The 18,396-nt window shown below is 48.3% G+C and carries 14 protein-coding genes; 12 read left to right on the top strand and 2 right to left on the bottom strand.

Annotation, left to right across the window (positions count from 1 at the left end):
- Window positions 1–116: 116 nt before the first annotated feature.
- Window positions 117–692, bottom strand: coding sequence for an RNA polymerase sigma factor (locus tag KK083_RS16010; RefSeq protein ID WP_254164504.1), 576 nt, complete (start codon window positions 690–692; stop codon window positions 117–119).
- A 236-nt stretch (window positions 693–928) separates the two neighbouring features.
- Between KK083_RS16010 and KK083_RS16005 the strand changes: the two genes are divergently transcribed.
- The 9 genes from KK083_RS16005 (at window position 929) to KK083_RS15965 (ending at window position 13,675) form a co-directional block, all read left to right on the top strand.
- The gene (locus KK083_RS16005; RefSeq protein WP_254164502.1) at window positions 929–1,936 is read left to right on the top strand and encodes a FecR family protein; all 1,008 of its coding nucleotides are present in this window, start codon (window positions 929–931) and stop codon (window positions 1,934–1,936) included.
- A 172-nt stretch (window positions 1,937–2,108) separates the two neighbouring features.
- On the top strand, window positions 2,109–5,105 hold the full coding sequence (locus tag KK083_RS16000) for a SusC/RagA family TonB-linked outer membrane protein (protein ID WP_254164500.1): 2,997 nt from the start codon (window positions 2,109–2,111) through the stop codon (window positions 5,103–5,105).
- A gap of 53 nt (window positions 5,106–5,158) precedes the next feature.
- Window positions 5,159–5,512, top strand: coding sequence for a hypothetical protein (locus tag KK083_RS15995; RefSeq protein ID WP_254164498.1), 354 nt, complete (start codon window positions 5,159–5,161; stop codon window positions 5,510–5,512).
- Between the two features lie 4 nt (window positions 5,513–5,516).
- Window positions 5,517–7,208 carry a RagB/SusD family nutrient uptake outer membrane protein gene (locus tag KK083_RS15990; RefSeq protein WP_254164496.1) on the top strand — a complete coding sequence of 564 codons (1,692 nt, stop codon included), beginning with the start codon at window positions 5,517–5,519 and terminating at the stop codon, window positions 7,206–7,208.
- A gap of 85 nt (window positions 7,209–7,293) precedes the next feature.
- Window positions 7,294–9,753 carry a glycoside hydrolase family 95 protein gene (locus KK083_RS15985; protein WP_254164494.1) on the top strand — a complete coding sequence of 820 codons (2,460 nt, stop codon included), beginning with the start codon at window positions 7,294–7,296 and terminating at the stop codon, window positions 9,751–9,753.
- Window positions 9,754–9,833: 80 nt separating this feature from the next.
- Entirely contained in the window at window positions 9,834–11,747 is a 1,914-nt protein-coding gene (locus tag KK083_RS15980; RefSeq protein ID WP_254164492.1) for an alpha/beta hydrolase-fold protein, read from the top strand.
- 152 nt (window positions 11,748–11,899) lie between these two features.
- The gene (locus tag KK083_RS15975) at window positions 11,900–12,256 is read left to right on the top strand and encodes an SRPBCC family protein (protein WP_254164490.1); all 357 of its coding nucleotides are present in this window, start codon (window positions 11,900–11,902) and stop codon (window positions 12,254–12,256) included.
- A gap of 76 nt (window positions 12,257–12,332) precedes the next feature.
- A complete protein-coding gene (locus tag KK083_RS15970) occupies window positions 12,333–12,656 on the top strand; it encodes an ArsR/SmtB family transcription factor (protein ID WP_254164488.1) in 324 nt (107 codons plus the stop codon).
- Window positions 12,657–12,667: 11 nt separating this feature from the next.
- Window positions 12,668–13,675 carry a zinc-dependent alcohol dehydrogenase family protein gene (locus tag KK083_RS15965; protein ID WP_254164486.1) on the top strand — a complete coding sequence of 336 codons (1,008 nt, stop codon included), beginning with the start codon at window positions 12,668–12,670 and terminating at the stop codon, window positions 13,673–13,675.
- Between the two features lie 20 nt (window positions 13,676–13,695).
- Here KK083_RS15965 and KK083_RS15960 read toward each other — a convergent pair whose 3' ends face one another.
- On the bottom strand, window positions 13,696–14,694 hold the full coding sequence (locus tag KK083_RS15960; protein WP_254164484.1) for a GlxA family transcriptional regulator: 999 nt from the start codon (window positions 14,692–14,694) through the stop codon (window positions 13,696–13,698).
- A 219-nt stretch (window positions 14,695–14,913) separates the two neighbouring features.
- Here KK083_RS15960 and KK083_RS15955 point away from each other — a divergent pair, with 219 nt between their 5' ends.
- The 3 genes from KK083_RS15955 (at window position 14,914) to KK083_RS15945 (ending at window position 18,271) form a co-directional block, all read left to right on the top strand.
- Window positions 14,914–15,657: an isocitrate lyase/PEP mutase family protein gene (locus tag KK083_RS15955; RefSeq protein ID WP_254164482.1), complete on the top strand. Its 744-nt coding sequence runs from the start codon at window positions 14,914–14,916 to the stop codon at window positions 15,655–15,657.
- Between the two features lie 40 nt (window positions 15,658–15,697).
- Complete coding sequence (locus KK083_RS15950) at window positions 15,698–16,489, top strand: SDR family NAD(P)-dependent oxidoreductase (protein WP_254164480.1); 792 nt, start codon at window positions 15,698–15,700, stop codon at window positions 16,487–16,489.
- 246 nt (window positions 16,490–16,735) lie between these two features.
- A complete protein-coding gene (locus KK083_RS15945; protein WP_254164478.1) occupies window positions 16,736–18,271 on the top strand; it encodes an alpha-L-fucosidase in 1,536 nt (511 codons plus the stop codon).
- Window positions 18,272–18,396 lie beyond the last annotated feature (125 nt).

Raw genomic sequence — 18,396 nt, 5'->3', positions numbered from 1 at the left:
CATAGTTAATAACTGTTAAATGAGATCAGGTGCCGCAGCGATTGCGGATCTGCTTTGTCACAGGGAAAGAAGGGAGTTCAGCTTGTTCAGACAGAACAGATGATACATTTTAGTTGCTACCCCAAGCAGGCCAGCAAAAGAACCAGTATGAAGTTCTTCAAATGAAACCGAACCTTTTTTATCGATTGGGTGAGGTGATATTGAATGGCTTTTTCGGAAAGATTTAAGGTGTGGGCGATGTCAGTAATGGAATGCCCCTCCAATATATTGAGCTTGAAAACTTTTTTTGTTTTTTCGGGAAGGTGCTCGATCTCATTTTCAATGGCGCCCAGGAGCTCATTTACCTCAACGTCGTTTTCCGTGACAACATCCTGCACCGGGATGAAACGCTTATAGTAGTCCCAATGCTTTTTTTGCGTTGTTTGCGACGCAATGTAATTCAACGCCCTGTTTTTTACTGCCGAATACAGATACGAAGGTAAATGATGAATGGCCAGGGACGCGCGCTTATTCCAAAGCGATATAAAAAGATCCTGCACTATTTCTTGTGCGGCTTCTTCCGAGCGTACGCTTTTGTAAGTCAAATGATGAACCTTCTTCCAGTAACGTCTGAATAGCTCGGCAAAAGCTTTTTCATCGTTCTGTTGAATAGCCTGCAGTAATTCGCTATCAGTGAAAGTAGAAACAGACAATATCGGGCTCGTTTAAAGTGTTATTTAAACAATTATAACCCAACCCCTTTAAAAAGTCAAGTTTCGATTGTGGAATCGTTTGACAAAAACTTCTGGCCCGGTTTAGACAATGTGACCCGGCAACTGTCTTAACTAATAACATGGTAGAATTGGGATCGATAAATCCTGACTGACGGATCAATTCAGCGTCAGCTGTCAGGCTTATGTCCGGATTGCGCTTTCCTACTGAGATATATATGGAGCAAAAAGATTTTAACCGAGTTCTGAAAAAATACAGGCAGGGCCAGGCTTCACCAGAAGAGGTGAAAATGATAGATGCGTGGTTTGATGCCATGAACAGGCAACCCGATACATTGTTAAGCGAAGAGAAAGAAGAAGCGTTGGAGAAACGTTACTGGTCATCGGTGGCCCCTCACATTCGGAAGTCCGGAGGCCGGAACGTCTTTTTATGGACTGCTACCGGAATAGCCGCTTCGGTGACCATAGCCTTAATGGCTTTCATTTATTGGCAAAATAGTAAAACAGGCGCAGCTGAACGGTCTGTTGCCTCGAAAGCGGACGCAGCGTTGGAATGGACAGCAATTGCAAACGCGAAAAATACAGCGCAGCGATTCAGGTTACAGGATGGAAGTAGTGTGTTGCTGGAGCCCCAAAGCGTAATAAAGTTGTCGCCATTTTTTAACAGATCGGGCAGAGAGGTAAGGCTCGAGGGAGCGGCGTTCTTCGAAGTTGCTCATAACGAACAACAACCCTTCATTGTATATGCGCACAAGGTAACCGCAAAAGTATTAGGTACTAGTTTTGGTGTGCGGGCGTTCAAAGAAGATGCAGATGTTACGGTTGCCGTAAGAACGGGCCGGGTGTCCGTATCTGCAGAACGCGAGAACAGCATCGATCAAAAGGCTTCCCTGATCCTCACGCCTAATCAGGAAGTTGTCTACAATAAACGGGACGAAAAGATCTTACAAAAATTGGTGGAAACACCTGTGCCGGTGTTGCCGGCTGCAGAAATAAAACGCATGCGTTTCAAGGGCGCGCCGGCAAAGGTGATCTTCGAGGCGATCGAGAAAGCTTATGGCGTGGATATCGAGTTTGATGAGATGTTATTCTCTTCCTGCACATTGACAACGTCGATATCGGAGGGAGGTCTCTACAACAGGCTCGATATTATCACCAGCGCCATTGGAGCGAAATATGAATTGAAGGAGAACAGGATCGTGATCAGTGGGGCCGGATGTGATTAGCATTACAAGTGAATTTCCAGACTGAAAACAAAATGCCTATGGTCAATTCTACATAACCTGCCATCATAAGAAAGCCGATGATGTTGACGCACCACCGGCCTTTGATCCCTTCCCCGACGGATCGGGGAAAAGCTCGTTTTTGCTGTTTCACTAACAAAAACTATTTAAAGGTATGAATAAACCCAGACCTATTCAACAGGTATTCTATGCCATTATGAGAATCACCTTTACACAGATGCTATTGATGACCGCGCTGACCTCGCTGGTATCCGCCGCTCACTTGAATGGGCAAGGCATACTGGACAGGAAAGTCTCCCTCGACGTAAATCAAAGGGAAGTGCAAAGCGTTTTGTCTGAAATTGAAAAACAGACATCGGTGGAGTTCACGTACAGAGACAAGTTCATCAGATCGTTAGACAGGGTTTCAATGAAACTGGAAGAAGCTTCACTGAAGGAAGTTCTTGACCGTCTTTTCGACTCTCATGTTTCACTGATCATCGTTGAAGAAGAAGAAGAGATCGTGCTGAAGCCGAAGTCCGGTCTCGCGCCGGCGGAATCTGCGATCACCCAGGAACGGCCTGTGAAGGGAAAAGTCACGGATGAATCGGGTCAGCCGGTGCCAGGCGTCAACGTGATAGAAAAGGGAACAACGAACGGCACCACCACGGATATTGACGGTATGTTCAGTATGAACGTGCGTGATGAGAACGCTGTCATTGTGTTCAGTTTTATCGGCTATGCCACACAGGAGGTCAGGGTGGGCGACCGGACCAACTTTGATATTTCGATCGTTGGCGATGTTACAACATTAGGAGAAGTAGTTGTTGTGGGATACGGTGAGCAGAAAAAAGAAACGCTCACAGGATCCGTTGCCAATATTTCCGGAAAGGAAATTGTGAAAAGTCCATCGACCAACGTTGGCAACTCCCTCGCAGGGAAGCTGCCCGGTCTGATTGTCAACCAGCGCTCCGGCGAGCCCGGGCAGGACGATCCCGGTATCTTGGTGCGTGGTTATGGAACATTCGGCGCCGACGGTGATGCAAGCTCAACGGCCAGTGCTCCGCTGATCGTGATAGACGGCGTGCCCAGGGCATACATGACCAGGCTGAATCCACAGGACATAGAAAGTATCTCCGTGCTGAAGGATGCCTCCGCATCAATTTATGGCGCGCGCGCTGCCAATGGCGTTATCCTGATCACCACTAAAAAAGGCGTGAAGGGTAAGCCGGTTTTTGATCTTTCTTTTAATCATGCATTTTCGCAGCCTACCAAAGTAATGGACGTGCTCGATGCCGCCACGTTCGCAGAAGCATTTAACGAAGCGGAATGGTACAGGGCAGGCAGGCCGGCTACCTGGACTCCTTTTTACTCCAATGAAGCAATCCAGAAGTACCGCGATGGCTCTGATCCTGTTTTATACCCCAACACAAACTGGGTGGATGAAGTTTTCAAGTCGGCCTCAGTGCAGCAGCGGTTTAACCTTTCGGCTACGGGCGGGGGTGAATCTGTAAGGTATTTCCTGTCGTTTGGCGCCACGAACCAGGAAGGTATTCTGAAGCATGCGCCAAATTCTTACCGCCAGTACAACGTGCGCCTGAATGTTGATGTCAACCTCACGAAGAATCTTACACTTGGCGCCAACATCTCCGGGATCATAAACGATAAGCGATCGTCTTCAACCCAGGATAACCAGAACAACGATGAACGGGTGGACTTTTATAACATACTCCACGCCAACCCGACCCTGGTTGCCCGTTATCCCAACGGCCTGATCGCACCGGGCCGCCTGGGAGAGAACCCGCTTCTTTTGGATCAGCGTGGATACAACAGGGTACAAAGCTCTCCGCTGTTTTCTTCTTTCACGGCCACCTACAACGTTCCTTTTGTGAAAGGTTTGAAGCTCACCGGCACGTACAACTATGACCTGAACAATCAATTTGAGAAACGCTGGATCAAGCCATATTTTTATCACGAATATAATGTCGTTACAGGTGAATATATCAAAAAGCAGGGCACTGGTTCGTCAACGGCGGAGCTAACCGACACTTACCGGAAGTGGACCACGATACTGAGCAACTTCAGGATCAACTACGACAAGACCTTCGATAAACATTTCATCGGCGTAATGCTGGGAATTGAAAGGCAGAAATCGGAAAATTCGTGGGCATCGGCCTACCGCAAAAATTTTGTGAGCACCGCCATTGAGCAGATCGATGTTGGCAGCACGGCTCCCGCCGACCGGAATAACGGTGGCTCTTCCGGCGCAAGCGCTTACCAGAATTATCTTGGCCGTTTAAACTACAACTTCTCTGAAAGATACCTGGTGGAATTCCTGTTCCGCTACGATGGTTCACAGATCTTTCCCGAGGGAAAGCGTTATGGATTCTTCCCCGGTGTTTCAGCCGGCTGGCGTTTATCGGAGGAGTCGTTTTTGAAAAGCCTGACTTTTATCAATAACCTTAAGGTCAGGGCGTCCTATGGCGAGTCGGGCAATGACCGGGTAGGCGCTTACCAGTATCTTCAGTCCTTTTCTTTCGGGGATAATTATGTTTTCGGATCTGCTGACGTGCCCGGCATTTATCCCGGTGTGATGCCGAACCCGAACATTACGTGGGAGGTTGCCAGGCAAACAGACTTTGGCATCGAGGGTACTTTCTGGAACGGCTTGCTGGGTGTTGACGTCACACGCTTTCAATCAAAACGATCCAATATCCTTGTTCCAAGAAACGTATCGGTAAGCAATGTCTACGGCTTTCCCGGATTGCCTTATGAGAACTTAGGAAAAGCCGAAAACAGCGGGTTTGAATTGGTGCTTACACACAAGAGCAAGATCGGCAGCGTAGACTACAGGATCTCCGCAAATACAGCTTTCACCCGCAGCAAGATCGTTTTTATGGACGAAGTGCCGCAGGACGAGCCTTACAAAAATAGAACAGGTCACCCGGTGGGCGCAGGCCTGTATTACAAAGCAGACGGCGTGTTCAATACACAAGAGGAGCTGGACGCCTATCCGCACCTCGCCAACGCCCAGGTGGGGGATACAAAAATTGTTGACCTGAACAACGATAACCTGATCAACGGAGCGGACCAGTTCAGGTTTGATTATACCGCGGTGCCCAGCATGTTTTCGGAATTACATTTGATTTCGGATACAAAAACTTTGACCTGAACCTGTTCTTCCAGGGGCAAACCAACGCTTATAATTTCGACGATCGTTTTGGCGTGCTGGGAAGCTCGGCTTTCGACAACGCCTCCGTGTATCGCGCTGAAAACCGGTGGACAACCGAGAACCCCAATGGCACCATGCCGCGGGCTGAAGACCTGGCCCCTGGAAACAACACAAACTGGTTGTTCGATGCTACGTTCGTCAGGCTCAAAACGCTCGAGCTCGGTTATTCCATACCATCACCGGTTATTTCCCGTCTTGGCCTGAGCAATGTGCGATTCTATGTGAGCGGATTCAACGTGCTCACCTGGGCCAAAGAAATAAAATGGACCGACCCTGAGCAAAGCGGTGGATATCTCTACTATCCGCAGCAACGTGTTCTCAACCTTGGTGTCAACGTAAAATTTTAGCATTATGAAAAGGTTTATTTTAATCATATCACTGATATCCTTCCTTGCGTGCGATGACAGCGTGCTGGATGTTCCGCCAAGAGACCGGATCGCAGAAACTGCCGTCTGGACCGATGAAAGCCTGATCAGGGCCTATCACAACGGACTGTATACTTCTGTTCTTCATGGATTCAACATACACATGCAGTCAAAAGCAACAGACGAAGCACATTGCGCCATCAGCTGGGATATCGGCAATGTTCCCAATGGTAACCTCACTGCCGATAACGTAACATCGGTTGCCAATACACACTGGACCGGGGGCGGCAACATTTACGTATGGAACACCGCCTACCAGGATATCAGAAAGATCAACGTGTTCCTGGAAAAAATGCAGACGAGCACCGTGGCATTGACGGATAAAGCAAGATTGGTTGCCGAGGCAAAATTTTTAAGAGCCTACAACTACTTCATCCTTCTGGAAAGGTTCGGCGGTGTGCCGATCGTTACCCGGAGTTATGAGCTCGGTGAAGAAGAAAAGTTTGAACGCAGCACGTTCGACCAATGCGTGGCTTTTATCGACCAGGACCTGAACGAGGCTACACCGGACCTGCCTGCGAAATATGAATCATCCAATAGTAACTTTGGCAGGGCAACACAGGATGCATGCAAGGCATTGCGTTCACGCATGTATTTATATGCTGCGTCTCCATTGTTCAACCCGGCTAACGACAAGGCCCGGTGGCAAAAAGCTGCCGACGCTGCCGAGGCGTTGCTGAACAGCGGATATTCATTGCATCCCAATTACACAACGCTTTTTAATCAGCCCAGTGGAACGGCCAACAATGAAATGATCTTCGTGCGAAGCTTTTCAACCACAAACTTTCATCAGGCACCCATGCACAACCTTGGGCGCAGGTATGGCGCTTATGGCGGATGGTGGGCAAGTAACGGCCCTTCACAAAACCTGGTTGACGACTATGACATGATCAACGGTGAGCCTGCATTCATTTATCCCGGCGGTGTAAAAACTGTGAATCCCGCCTCAGGATATGACCCACAACAACCTTATAAAGACCGCGACCCGCGTTTCGAAGCCACCATCATCCACGATGGCTCGGTATACCACGGCGACACTTTTGAAATGTGGGTAGCCACCGATGGCAAAACCTGGGGATTCGACTCCTACAAACAAAGCGGTGACAACCCCCGCTCCAATTATGTGCTTCGGAAATTTATGCCGGGTGACGGCGTTCCGCTGAACTGGCAGCAACCTTACACCAATCCCTGGATCGTGTTCAGGCTGGGGGAGATCTACCTGAACTATGCTGAGGCAAAATTTGAGCTTGGCGATGAAGTGACCTGTCGCGAATACCTGAGCCGGATCAGGGCAAGGGTGGGCATGCCAGCGATACCGGCAACCGTAACAGGACAGGAGCTGAGAAGAAGATTGTATAATGAAAGAAGGATCGAGCTCGCGTTTGAAGAGCACAGGTTCTGGGACGTAAGACGGTGGAAGATCGGAACAGACGTTGAGAACCGGCCGATCATGGGAATGGACATCATAAAAAATACGGCAACGGGCACCAAGACCTATACGCCCATACAATTATTGCAGCGCAAGTTTGACGAGCGGATGTACTTACTGCCCATTGAGGCAAATGAGATCCTCCGCAATAAAGGTTATCTGCAACAGACTCCGGGATGGGGTCAATAAGAAAGTTTTGTGTTTGAGTGTGACTGGAAATGTAATCCGGTCACGCTCTTTTTTTGAAAGCAATTTGGCCGACATATTTTAAGGGATGAAACAGATACTGTTAACGGGAATACTTCTGATAAGCGCAACAGCCTATGCGCAAACCGATGGGACGCTCAGACTTTGGTATCGGCAACCGGCAGGAAACACCTGGGAGAATGCACTTCCGATAGGCAACGGCCGATTGGGAGCGATGATCTATGGCAATGTTGAAACGGAAACGATCCAGCTCAATGAGCATACGGTGTGGTCGGGTGGCCCGAACAGGAACGATAATCCCGAAGCGCTTGCTTCATTGCCGGAAATTCAAAAGCTCATTTTCGAGGGAAGGCAAAAAGAAGCGGAGAAGCTTGCCAACAATGCCATTATCACCAAAAGATCGCATGGTCAGATGTTCGAGCCTGTTGGCAGTCTTCACCTCGCATTCGAAGGGCATCATACATTCACAGACTACTACCGGGAGCTTGATCTCGGGCGGGCTGTTTCAAAAACGTCTTATAAGGTTGGCGATGTAACGTATACACGGGAGGCCCTGGCTTCCCTGGCCGATAGGGTGGTTGTTGTACAACTCACCGCAAGCAAACGTGGAAGCCTTTCATTTGCTGCTTATTACTCCACGCCCCAGCGAGGTGTTGTAAGGAAAACCGAATCCGGTAAAGACCTCACCCTGTCAGGAACAACCATCGATCATGAAGGGGTCAAAGGTATGGTTGCGTATAAAGGGATCACACGCATTAAAACAGAGGGTGGTGCACTATCGGCGACCGACACTTCGCTGATCGTTGAAGGCGCGAACGCTGCTACGATTTATATCGCTGTTGCCAGTAACTTCAATAGTTATAACGACATCGGCGGCGATGAAAAAGCAAGGGCAGCCGAATACCTTAACAAGGCATATCCGAAATCGTATCCATCCCTTCTGAAAGCGCACATTACTGACTATCAAAAATATTTTAACAGGGTAAAGCTGGACCTGGGCACAACCGATGCGGCAAACCTGCCGACAGACGAGCGATTGAAGAATTTTCGCTCAGTCAATGACCCGCAATTTGCAACGCTGTACTTTCAGTTTGGCCGTTATTTACTGATCTCATCATCTCAGCCGGGAGGTCAGCCCGCCAACCTTCAGGGCATCTGGAATAACAGGATCCATCCACCGTGGGACAGTAAGTACACGATCAACATCAATGCAGAAATGAATTACTGGCCGGCTGAAAAAACTAATCTTTCAGCGTTGCATGAGCCTTTTCTGAAAATGGTGCAGGAGCTGTCGGTGACCGGTCAGGAAACGGCCAGGGTGATGTATGGCGCAAGAGGTTGGGTGGCGCATCATAACACTGACATCTGGCGCGCTACGGGTGCTATTGATGGCGCCTTGTGGGGTGTATGGAATGCAGGTGGTGCCTGGACAAGCCAGCATCTTTGGGAGCACTACCTGTACACAGGAGATCAAACATTTCTGGAATCTATCTATCCGGTATTGAAGGGCGCTGCCACATTTTATGTGGATTTTCTGGTGGCGCATCCGAAGTACCAATGGCTTGTGGTAAACCCGGGGATGTCGCCTGAAAATGCACCAGCGGCACACCAGGGCTCATCACTCGATGCAGGCACAACCATGGACAACCAGATCGTATTTGAAATATTCTCTACCGTGATCAGGGCTGCAGCGTTGTTGAAAAAAGATGCAGCCTTCGCCGATACGCTGGTGCAGATGCGTAAACGTCTTCCTCCCATGCACATAGGCCGGCACGGACAACTGCAGGAATGGCTGGAAGATATTGACGATCCCAAGGATGATCACCGGCATATTTCACACTTGTACGGACTGTTCCCTTCAAACCAGATCTCGCCTTACCGCACCCCTGAGCTTTACAGCGCCTGCAAAACTACACTGATGCACCGGGGCGATGTTTCAACGGGATGGAGCATGGGCTGGAAAGTGAACTGGTGGGCGCGAATGCTGGATGGGAATCATGCATTTAAGCTGATCCAGGATCAATTAACGCCCGTGGGCACCAATCCGGGCGGAGGAGGGACTTACAGGAACCTCTTTGATGCACACCCGCCATTTCAGATCGACGGTAACTTCGGCTGCACTTCGGGTATCGCCGAAATGCTGATGCAAAGCGCGGATGGTAGCCTTCATTTGCTTCCCGCGCTTCCTGACGTCTGGCAAACAGGAAGCGTCACCGGCTTGTGCGCCAGGGGTGGATTCGAAATTGTAAGTATGGACTGGAAGGACTCGAAAGTTACCCGGGTTGCCATTAGATCAACACTGGGAGGCAATCTTCGCTTGCGTGTACCCAATCCTTTGAGATCGAAGGAAGGACGTTTATTGAAAAATGCGAGCGGCGAAAGTCCTAATGCATTTTATCAGACGGAAGAAACGCCAGACCCGATTGTATCACCTGATGCAAACATCATACTTCCCGCGCTAAAGCAAACTTTACTATACGATATACCAACGCAGAAAGGCGAAGTAGTGACACTTGTGGCGCAATGACCATATCGTTGCGCTTCATCGGAGACTACCTGCCCGCCAGCGTTATTGAATTCTATACTGATAAAAAAACAGGAACAACCATGAAAAAAATGATTCTCCTCTTTTCCATTTTATTTTGGAATGCACTTTCGGCTGACGCCCAGGCAACCCTCATGCACTCACCGGAAGGTTTTGATGTTTTGCGATCAGGCGTTCCGCATGGAAAAATCGATACCATTTCCTATCCTTCAAAGACAGTGGGCGTAAATCGAAAAGCGTTGATCTATACACCACCCGGATACACACGAAAGATCAAGTACCCCGTATTGTATCTCTTGCATGGCATTGGCGGCGATGAAAAAGAATGGTTGAACGGTGGCAGCCCCCAGGTGATCCTGGATAACCTGTACAGTGAAAAGAAAATTCAGCCCATGATCGTGGTGCTGCCCAACGGCCGGGCGATGAAAGATGACCGCGCTACCGGGAATGTTTTCGATAGTGTGAAAGTGCAGGCCTTTGCAACCTTCGAAAAAGATCTGCTCAGGGACCTGATCCCCTTCATTGAAAAGAAGTACCCGGTTTACACCGATCGTGAGCACCGCGCAGTTGCCGGCCTGTCGATGGAAGGAGGGCAGTCGCTGAATTTTGGACTGGGCAACCTGGACACGTTTGCCTGGGTGGGTGGCTTTTCATCGGCGCCCAACACCAAAGCACCGGAAGCACTGGTTCCCGATCCTAAGAAGACAAGCGCTCAGCTAAAATTGCTTTGGATCTCATGTGGTGTGGATGATGGGCTCATATCATTCAGCCAGCGTACACACGATTACCTGGAAGAACACGCTGTTTCCCATATCTTTTATACCGAACCCGGCGCGCACGACTTCAAGGTCTGGAAGAATGACCTCTACATGTTTTCACAATTCCTGTTCAAGCCTGTCGATGCTTCCGTTTTTCCCAAATATAATATGCTTGGATCCGCAACTGCCTCCAATGTGAGGTCTGCAAAGTTTCCCAGGGTATTACCCGATCATCGGGTCATCTTCAGGATCAAAGCGCCGGAGGCCCAGAAAGTGCAGATCGATCTGGGCAGGAAGTATGACATGGTGAAAGGGCAGGATGGTTTTTGGGAAGTAACCACCGATCCCCAGGGAGAGGGCTTTCATTACTATTCGCTTGTGATCGATGGTGTGGCGGTAGCCGATCCATCGAGCGAATCCTATTACGGCATGAGCCGCATGGCCAGCGGCATCGAGATACCAGTTCAAGGCGAAGCGTACTATGCGATCAGGGATGTTCCGCACGGCGATATCCGGTTGAAGCGGTACTATTCAACTGTTATGAACGGCTGGCGTAACCTCTACATCTATACGCCACCAGGCTACGATGCCAACGCAAACCAAAAATATCCTGTGTTGTATATTTTGCACGGTGGTGGTGAAGACGAGAGAGGCTGGGCCACCCAGGGTAAAACCGATCTCATTCTTGATAATCTGATCGCGGAGAAAAAGGCAACGCCCATGCTGGTGGTCATGCTCGACGGAAATACCGGTACGCCGGGATTTGGTGAGCAGTTCCTTCGCACATTTGAAGCGGAGCTGAAGCAGAGCGTTATTCCCTTCGTCGAGAAGAATTACCGGGCAGACACAGGCGCGCAGAACAGGGCGCTGGCGGGTTTGTCGTTGGGCGGACTACAAACACTCTATGCGGGTATATACAACCCTGGCTTGTTTTCACACCTGGGCGTATTCAGCTCGGGCTGGTTACCCAACCAAAAGAGCATCTCCGACAGGCAGTATGAGTTTATGAGGAGCAACGCTGCCGCGATAAATGATAAGGTCAAACTGTGGATCGCCATGGGTGGCAAGGAGGACATAGCGTATGAGAATTGTCAGGCAATGCTTCGCAGATTGGATGAGCTCAACATCAGGTATACGTATCATGAATATCCCGGTGGGCATACATGGCCCGTGTGGCGAAATAATTTGTATATGTTTGCGCCGCTGCTGTTCAAATAGCAGGTTTCCCGCCAACTTTCTCCGCCCTTGTTGCCAGGAAATTCAGCTTTGTGCTGTATTCAGTCCATTTTTAATGCACATTTAAAAATGTAAAAATAGTTTGAGTAACTTAAAAGTTACGTATATATTTGGGTAACTTTTAAGTTACCTGTATGACCAACGTAATTAAGCACAAATTTTTTTATCCGCATCCCCCTGAAGCGATTTGGGAATACCTGACAAGATCGGATCTAATGGAGCTATGGCTGATGAAAAATGATTTCCAGCCAGTAGTGGGGCATGACTTTCAGTTCAGAACAGATCCGATACCCGCCCTTGATTTCGACGGCATCTTCTATTGCAAAGTATTGGAGGTTGTTCCCTTTAAAAAGCTTTCCTATTCATGGAAGAGTGGCCCGGGTGATGGACAGATCACACTTGACTCGGTCGTCACGTGGAAGCTGAAGCCAAAGATAAAGGCACAGACCTGTTCCTGGAGCACAGTGGTTTTGCAAAGGAGGAAAACCTGAATTTTTACAACGGCTTAATGCATGGTTGGCTAGAGAAGTTGAACAATATCGATAAACTTTTAAATGTTGAATCAAAATGACGCAGCCAACGCTTGACGCATTTCAGGTGATAGGAGATCCCAGCAGACGCAAAATGTTGATGCTGTTATCAAAAAAGAGCATGACCATCAACGGCCTGGCAGACAATTTCAAGATGAGCCGCCCAGCTGTTTCAAAGCATGTTAAAATGTTATACGGTGCGGGGTTTATATCCATCACGAATATCGGCCGGGAGCGGCATTGCACCTTGAAAAAGGATGGTTTCGAAGAGCTCCAGTCCTGGATCTCCTACTTCGATAAATTCTGGACAACGAAATTGAAGAAGTTGGAGACCCTGTTAAACAACAAATTATCAAATTAAATATCAATAAAGTGAAAGCAATATTGTTAGAACAGTTTGGCATCGAGCATTTGCAACTGAGAGATATTCCCGTGCCTGCCATGGGCGAGAACGAGGTATTGGTAAAGACGACTGCGGTAGCATTGGAGTACCACGACTCAATTGTCGTGGAGAACACCATACCTTTTGGTATTCCCCTTCCACACATTCCGGTTTCTCAAGGCGTAGGGGTTGTGGAGGACGTTGGCAGTAAAGTAACCCGCTGGAAGAAAGGCGACCGTGTGATGATTCCTTTTATTGCCCGCTGGGAGGCCGGGAAAAATACACCTTACCACGATCAGTTGCGAACCGGTTTCTCCCGTTCCGGCGTGTTGGCAGAATATAGCGTTCAGCCCGAGAACACCCTGGTGAGAACGCCCAACAATATCAGTGATGAAGAAGCAGCACCATTACCTGTTGGCGGACTGACGGTATGGGCTATTCTGGCTGAGCAGGCAAACATCCGGGCTGGGCAATCTATTTTAATTCAGGGCACTGGTGGTGTTTCCCTGTTTGCATTGCAGGTAGCCAAAATATTTGGTCTGAAAGTGATCGCTACAACCAGTAGCCAGGAAAAAATGAAACGGCTAAAAGACCTCGGAGCAGATGAGGTGATAAATTATAAAGCGTTTCCGCAGTGGAGCAATGAAGTAAAGCGTCTCAATGGCGGTATTGGGGTGGATGTGACGTTGGATGTGGCCGGGACTGATACCATCGAACAAAGTATTCTCTCGGTAAAACAACACGGCTTTGTCGGATTGATCGGTTTACTGACAGGCACAAAGCTCACCATAGATCTGATCCCATTGATTACAAACTATGTCCGGCTGCAGGCATATTCTGTTGGCAATGCGCAGCAGCTGGCGGAGCTTGTAAACGCCATCGAAAAGAATAACATCAAACCTGTAATAGATAGTGTCTACGCTATCGGAGAAGTGCAGGATGCTTTCCATAGACTAAAATCAGGAAAGGCATTTGGGAAAATAGTGCTCAGCTTTTGATTCACCGTTGCCCGCGGATGTTACTTTCGCGGAACATCGATTTCCTTGTTATACCTGCTCCTATAGGCCAGGGGTGACATGCCGGTAATTTTTCTGAATACTTCCCTGAATGCCTTCAGATCAGAGTAACCGACTTCATACATTACTTCATGGATGGTTTTGCGTGAGTTTTCAAACGCTTTTTTCGCAGCTTCGACTTTTACACGTTGCGCATATTCTAGAGGAGAATTTCCGGTCGCTTTTATAAATCTGCGATCGAAATTTCTCCGTCCTATCGACAGCCGTGATGAGATCTCGTCAATAGAGATCTTCTCACTGATCTTACTTTCGATATATTCCTGTGCTCTTCTAATCTCCTCGTCGTCATGCAATTTTTGCCCGCTGAAGATACTGAAACCCGATTGGTATTGTCTGTCGATCTCAATTTGAAAAAGCTTCGAACAATAAATGGCCGTTTGCCTGTCATAATATTTTTCAATTAGGTAGATCAGCAAGTTCAGAAAAGAATAGGCGCCGCCATTCGTATAGATCCCGGCCTCGTAGGTGATTGTACTATGCGTCTTTAAATGAACACCGGGGAACAATGTTCTGAAGGTATTCTCGGCAGACCAATGCGTTGAACAATTTTTTCCATTCAGCAAACCCGCGGCTGCCAGCATAAAAGCACCCGTACACATCGATGCTATTTCAGCACCTTGCTTATACTGCCGGGTTATCCAGTCTACAATAAGTTTGTTTCCCTCCAGGGCTTGTTCATAGTCGCGGATCAATGATGGGATAACTACCAGGTTTGTCTTCTGAAGGGTATTGATGTCAGCATGAGGCTTGATGGTTACCAGGCCGTTGCTGAATTCTGTTCTGTCAGATATACCAACAATTTCAATTTTGTAACTGTCACGGCCTCCCTTCTTTTTCCAAAACAAATTGGCATCAGATAAAATTTCAAAGGCGCCAACAATGCATGCTACACTCGACATATTACTTTGACCGCAGGGCGCAACAATGGCTATGTGTTTCATGTGTATTTTTCTTGCAATGTTGGGATTCCCGTTGTCTTAAACAACCCACCATAATGTCTCTATTACACCCCCTGAAGGTAATGTTAAGGTCATAGCTTTGCATTCGAATTTGAATTCAGATTAAAAACAAGTGCAGGCAAAATGCGTGGCCGTTCCTCCATATCCAGGTTACTGGAAGCAGAGCGCCAGCGATCACTAAAAAACAGTAAGTATATCCATATGACTAATTTTGAAACATTTCATCAGTTGCATTACCAAACAACGCCTTTCATCCTGGCTAACGTGTGGAACGTAAAAAGTGCAAAGGTTGTCGAGGCCTGTGGCTTTAAAGCGATGGCCACATCCAGTGGAGCCATCGCTGAATCCCTTGGTTATAGAGATGGCGAAGAGATCCCTTTTCCTGAGTTGCTGTATGTTGTTAAGAGAATAAAGTTGTGTACAGGCATTCCGTTATCAGTTGACTTGGAAAGAGGATACACGGATGATCTGTCTGTTTTGAATGATCATATTCAAAACCTGATCGATACCGGTGTTGCCGGAATAAACCTGGAGGATGCACAAGGTGAGGATGGCTTTTTAAGAAAACTGGATAGTATAAAAAACTACCTTGTTAAAACAGGTCAACAGCTCTTCATCAACGCCCGAACCGATGCTTTCCTGCAAAAGCTTCCTGGTCCTTTGGAAATTGTTTTAAGTAGAGCAACGAGGTATAAAGATGCAGGCGCCGATGGATTGTTTGTAACAGCCGTTAGCGATGCCGAGCTGATCAGGAAAATTGTTGCTGGCACTTCATTGCCGGTAAATGTGGTTGGTATTCCAAAGCTCTCTATGCCTATGCTGGCAACCAGTGGCGTCAAGCGCATCAGCATGGCCGTTTTTTTATATAGGGCAACCTACCATAAAATGGAAGCGATGGCGAGCGAAGTTCTCAATGGAAATTCGTTTGAGCCACTATTTAACTGATCATTCAATTGCAAAAAGAAACCAACAAACAGGACATACAATGAAAAGGCTGGAGAACAAAGTGGCGGTGATCTATGGCAACGGGGCAGTAGGGGCAACAGTCGCAAAATCATTTGCCAGGGAAGGAGCGCACGTGTATTTGACAGGCCGCACGTGGAGTAAGCTCGAGACGGTGGCTGAACAAATCACATCAATGGGTGGAAGTATTGAGATCGCCCAGGTTGATGCTATGTGCGAAGATTCAGTCGAAAGACATATGGAGGAACTTATCAGGAAGGCTGGAAAGGTTGATATTTCTTTCAATGCCGTCGGGCTGCCTCAAACGGGTCATCAGGGAACAGCTTTGATTGAGCTCTCGCTTGAAAATTTTCTACACCCAATTACTGCCTATTCGCAATCTCACTTTATAACGGCAAAGGCTGCGGCCAGGCGAATGGTGGCTCAGAAGCATGGGGTTATCTTAATGAACACACCAAGCCCGAGCAGGGTTAGTGTTCCGTTCATGGGAGGCATGCCATCTACATGGTCATCAATAGAAGCTTTAAGTCGCACCATTTCGGCTGAATTGGGGCCTTCTGGTGTGCGTTCAGTATGCATCCTTACCTCGGCGATGCCGGATACGCCATTGATCGATGAAGTATACAGCTTGCATGCCAGGGCGCACAATATTGATTACAAGCAATTCCATGCCGGCATGGAAGGAAGAACACATACCAAAAGGCTCGCGTCTATCAATGACCTGGCAAACGCAGCAGTTTTTGCTGCCTCTGATGAGGGAAAAGCCATGACCGGAACCATATTGAATCTCACCGCTGGGTTGGTGATCAATTAAGCGTGCCGGTACTTTTCAGGAACCTCCGTCCCTCCGGGGCAGGCTCATGGCGAGCGCAATGGAGAAAAAACTTAAGGTTCGTTGCTAATAATTGTCATGTTTACACTAATATTGGTTTGGCGCATTCGATAAAGCCAGCAGAAGATGCCTGTCCTCAGAAGCATATTTTAAACCTTTATAGGAAGCGCTTTCGCTGCCGGGATATCTGAATGCAGGAAACCGTAATTAAACAATGGTGATAAGCTAATGACAAAAACAGATCGTGTAGTCTTCATCCTGTGTATAGCCGCAGGACTCGTTTCATGCAGGAATTCCCCGGAAACCAAAACCCCGGAGGCGGAAAATAAATTTGAAGAAACATGGCATTCGCTATCCACAATAGAAAGAGAGCCGGAGTGGTTCAAGGATGCGAAGTTCGGGATCTATTTCCACTGGGGTGTATATAGCGTACCTGCCTATAGTTCTGAATGGTATCCGAGGTGGATGTATGCGCCAGGCAGGAAAGATTGGGGAGGAGAAGTGTTCGAACATCACCAGAAAACCTTCGGGCCTGTATCTCAATTCAACTACCACGATTTTATACCGATGTTCACAGGCGAGCATTTCGATGCCAGGGAGTGGGCAGATCTGTTTAAAAGGTCGGGCGCCAGATTCGCAGGCCCCGTGGCGCAGCACCATGACGGATTCGCCATGTGGGCCAGCAAGCTGAATCCCTGGAACGCCAAAGATATGGGACCGAAGAAAGACATTCTTGGCGAGCTCTTCGCGGAGCTAAAGAAGAACGACATGAAGACAATTGCAACGTTCCACCATGAGAGGCTTCTTCAAAGATATGCGAACGACACGGCACAGTGGGCGCAGAATACGCCCGATCCGGGAGACGATAGCCATTTCCCGTACCATCCCGACTATGTAACCTCAACTACAGATCCCAGGCTCCGGCTCCTGTATGGAAATATTCCCGAAGCCGAATTCTACGAGTATTGGTTGAATCAGACGAATGAGGTGGTGGATAACTACGCCCCTGATATCATCTGGTTCGATTCCTGGCTTGACAGGATACCCGAGAACTACCGTCAAAAAATGGTGGCGCACCATTTTAATACAGCGGTCTCGAGAGGACAGAAACCGATCGTTGCCTATAAGCAGGAGGACTTGCCTGCCAATGTGGGTATCCTGGATATCGAACAGGGAGGCAAGACCGAGATCTCCGGCGACTACTGGCTGACCGATATTACGCTAAGTCACTCCAGCTGGTGTTATGTCAATGGCCAAACGTATAAGGATCCGGCGCTGGTGATCCGGAATATGATCGATGTTTGGAGTAAGAAAGGAATTGTATTGCTGAATATCTCACCCCGGGCCGACGGGATCATTAACGATGAGCAGCGCAACATTTTGACTTCCATCGGGAAATGGATCGATAGGCACAAAGAAGCTGTATATGAAACGAGGGCCTTCTCAACGTATGGTTACGGGGAAGCGGCCTTCAAGAAAGGTGATTTTGGGGGGCAATCCGCCACGACGGCTTACAACGAAAAGGATATCCGCTTTACCCAATCGAAGGATGGCAAGCGTTTGTATGTGTATTCATTGGGCCAGCCTGCACCCAATTCTGCCATTGAAATCCGACCGGCAATAGAGGGTAAAATAAAACGGGTCTCGGTGGTGGGCAGTGAAGCAGATTTGAAGTGGTCGGTCAAAGCAAACAAGCTCACCTTCCACACACCTGAGGCCGCTGACATGGATCCGCTGGCTACGGTGTTCAGGGTAGAGTTCTAATGATCCGCTGGTGGGTTCGACGTCTAAATTCCGCCTCTTTTCGTGAAGAGATGTATTCGCAACACCTGGTGACTATGAGCCGGGTAATGGGAACCGGAGTGGTATAACAACGTTCCTTTCTTTTA

It is taken from the genome of Chryseosolibacter histidinae, from assembly GCF_018598225.1.
GTDB lineage: Bacteria > Bacteroidota > Bacteroidia > Cytophagales > Cyclobacteriaceae > Chryseosolibacter > Chryseosolibacter histidini.
Note: the sequence above shows the minus strand (reverse complement) of the source record. Positions and strands in the feature narration are given on the sequence as shown.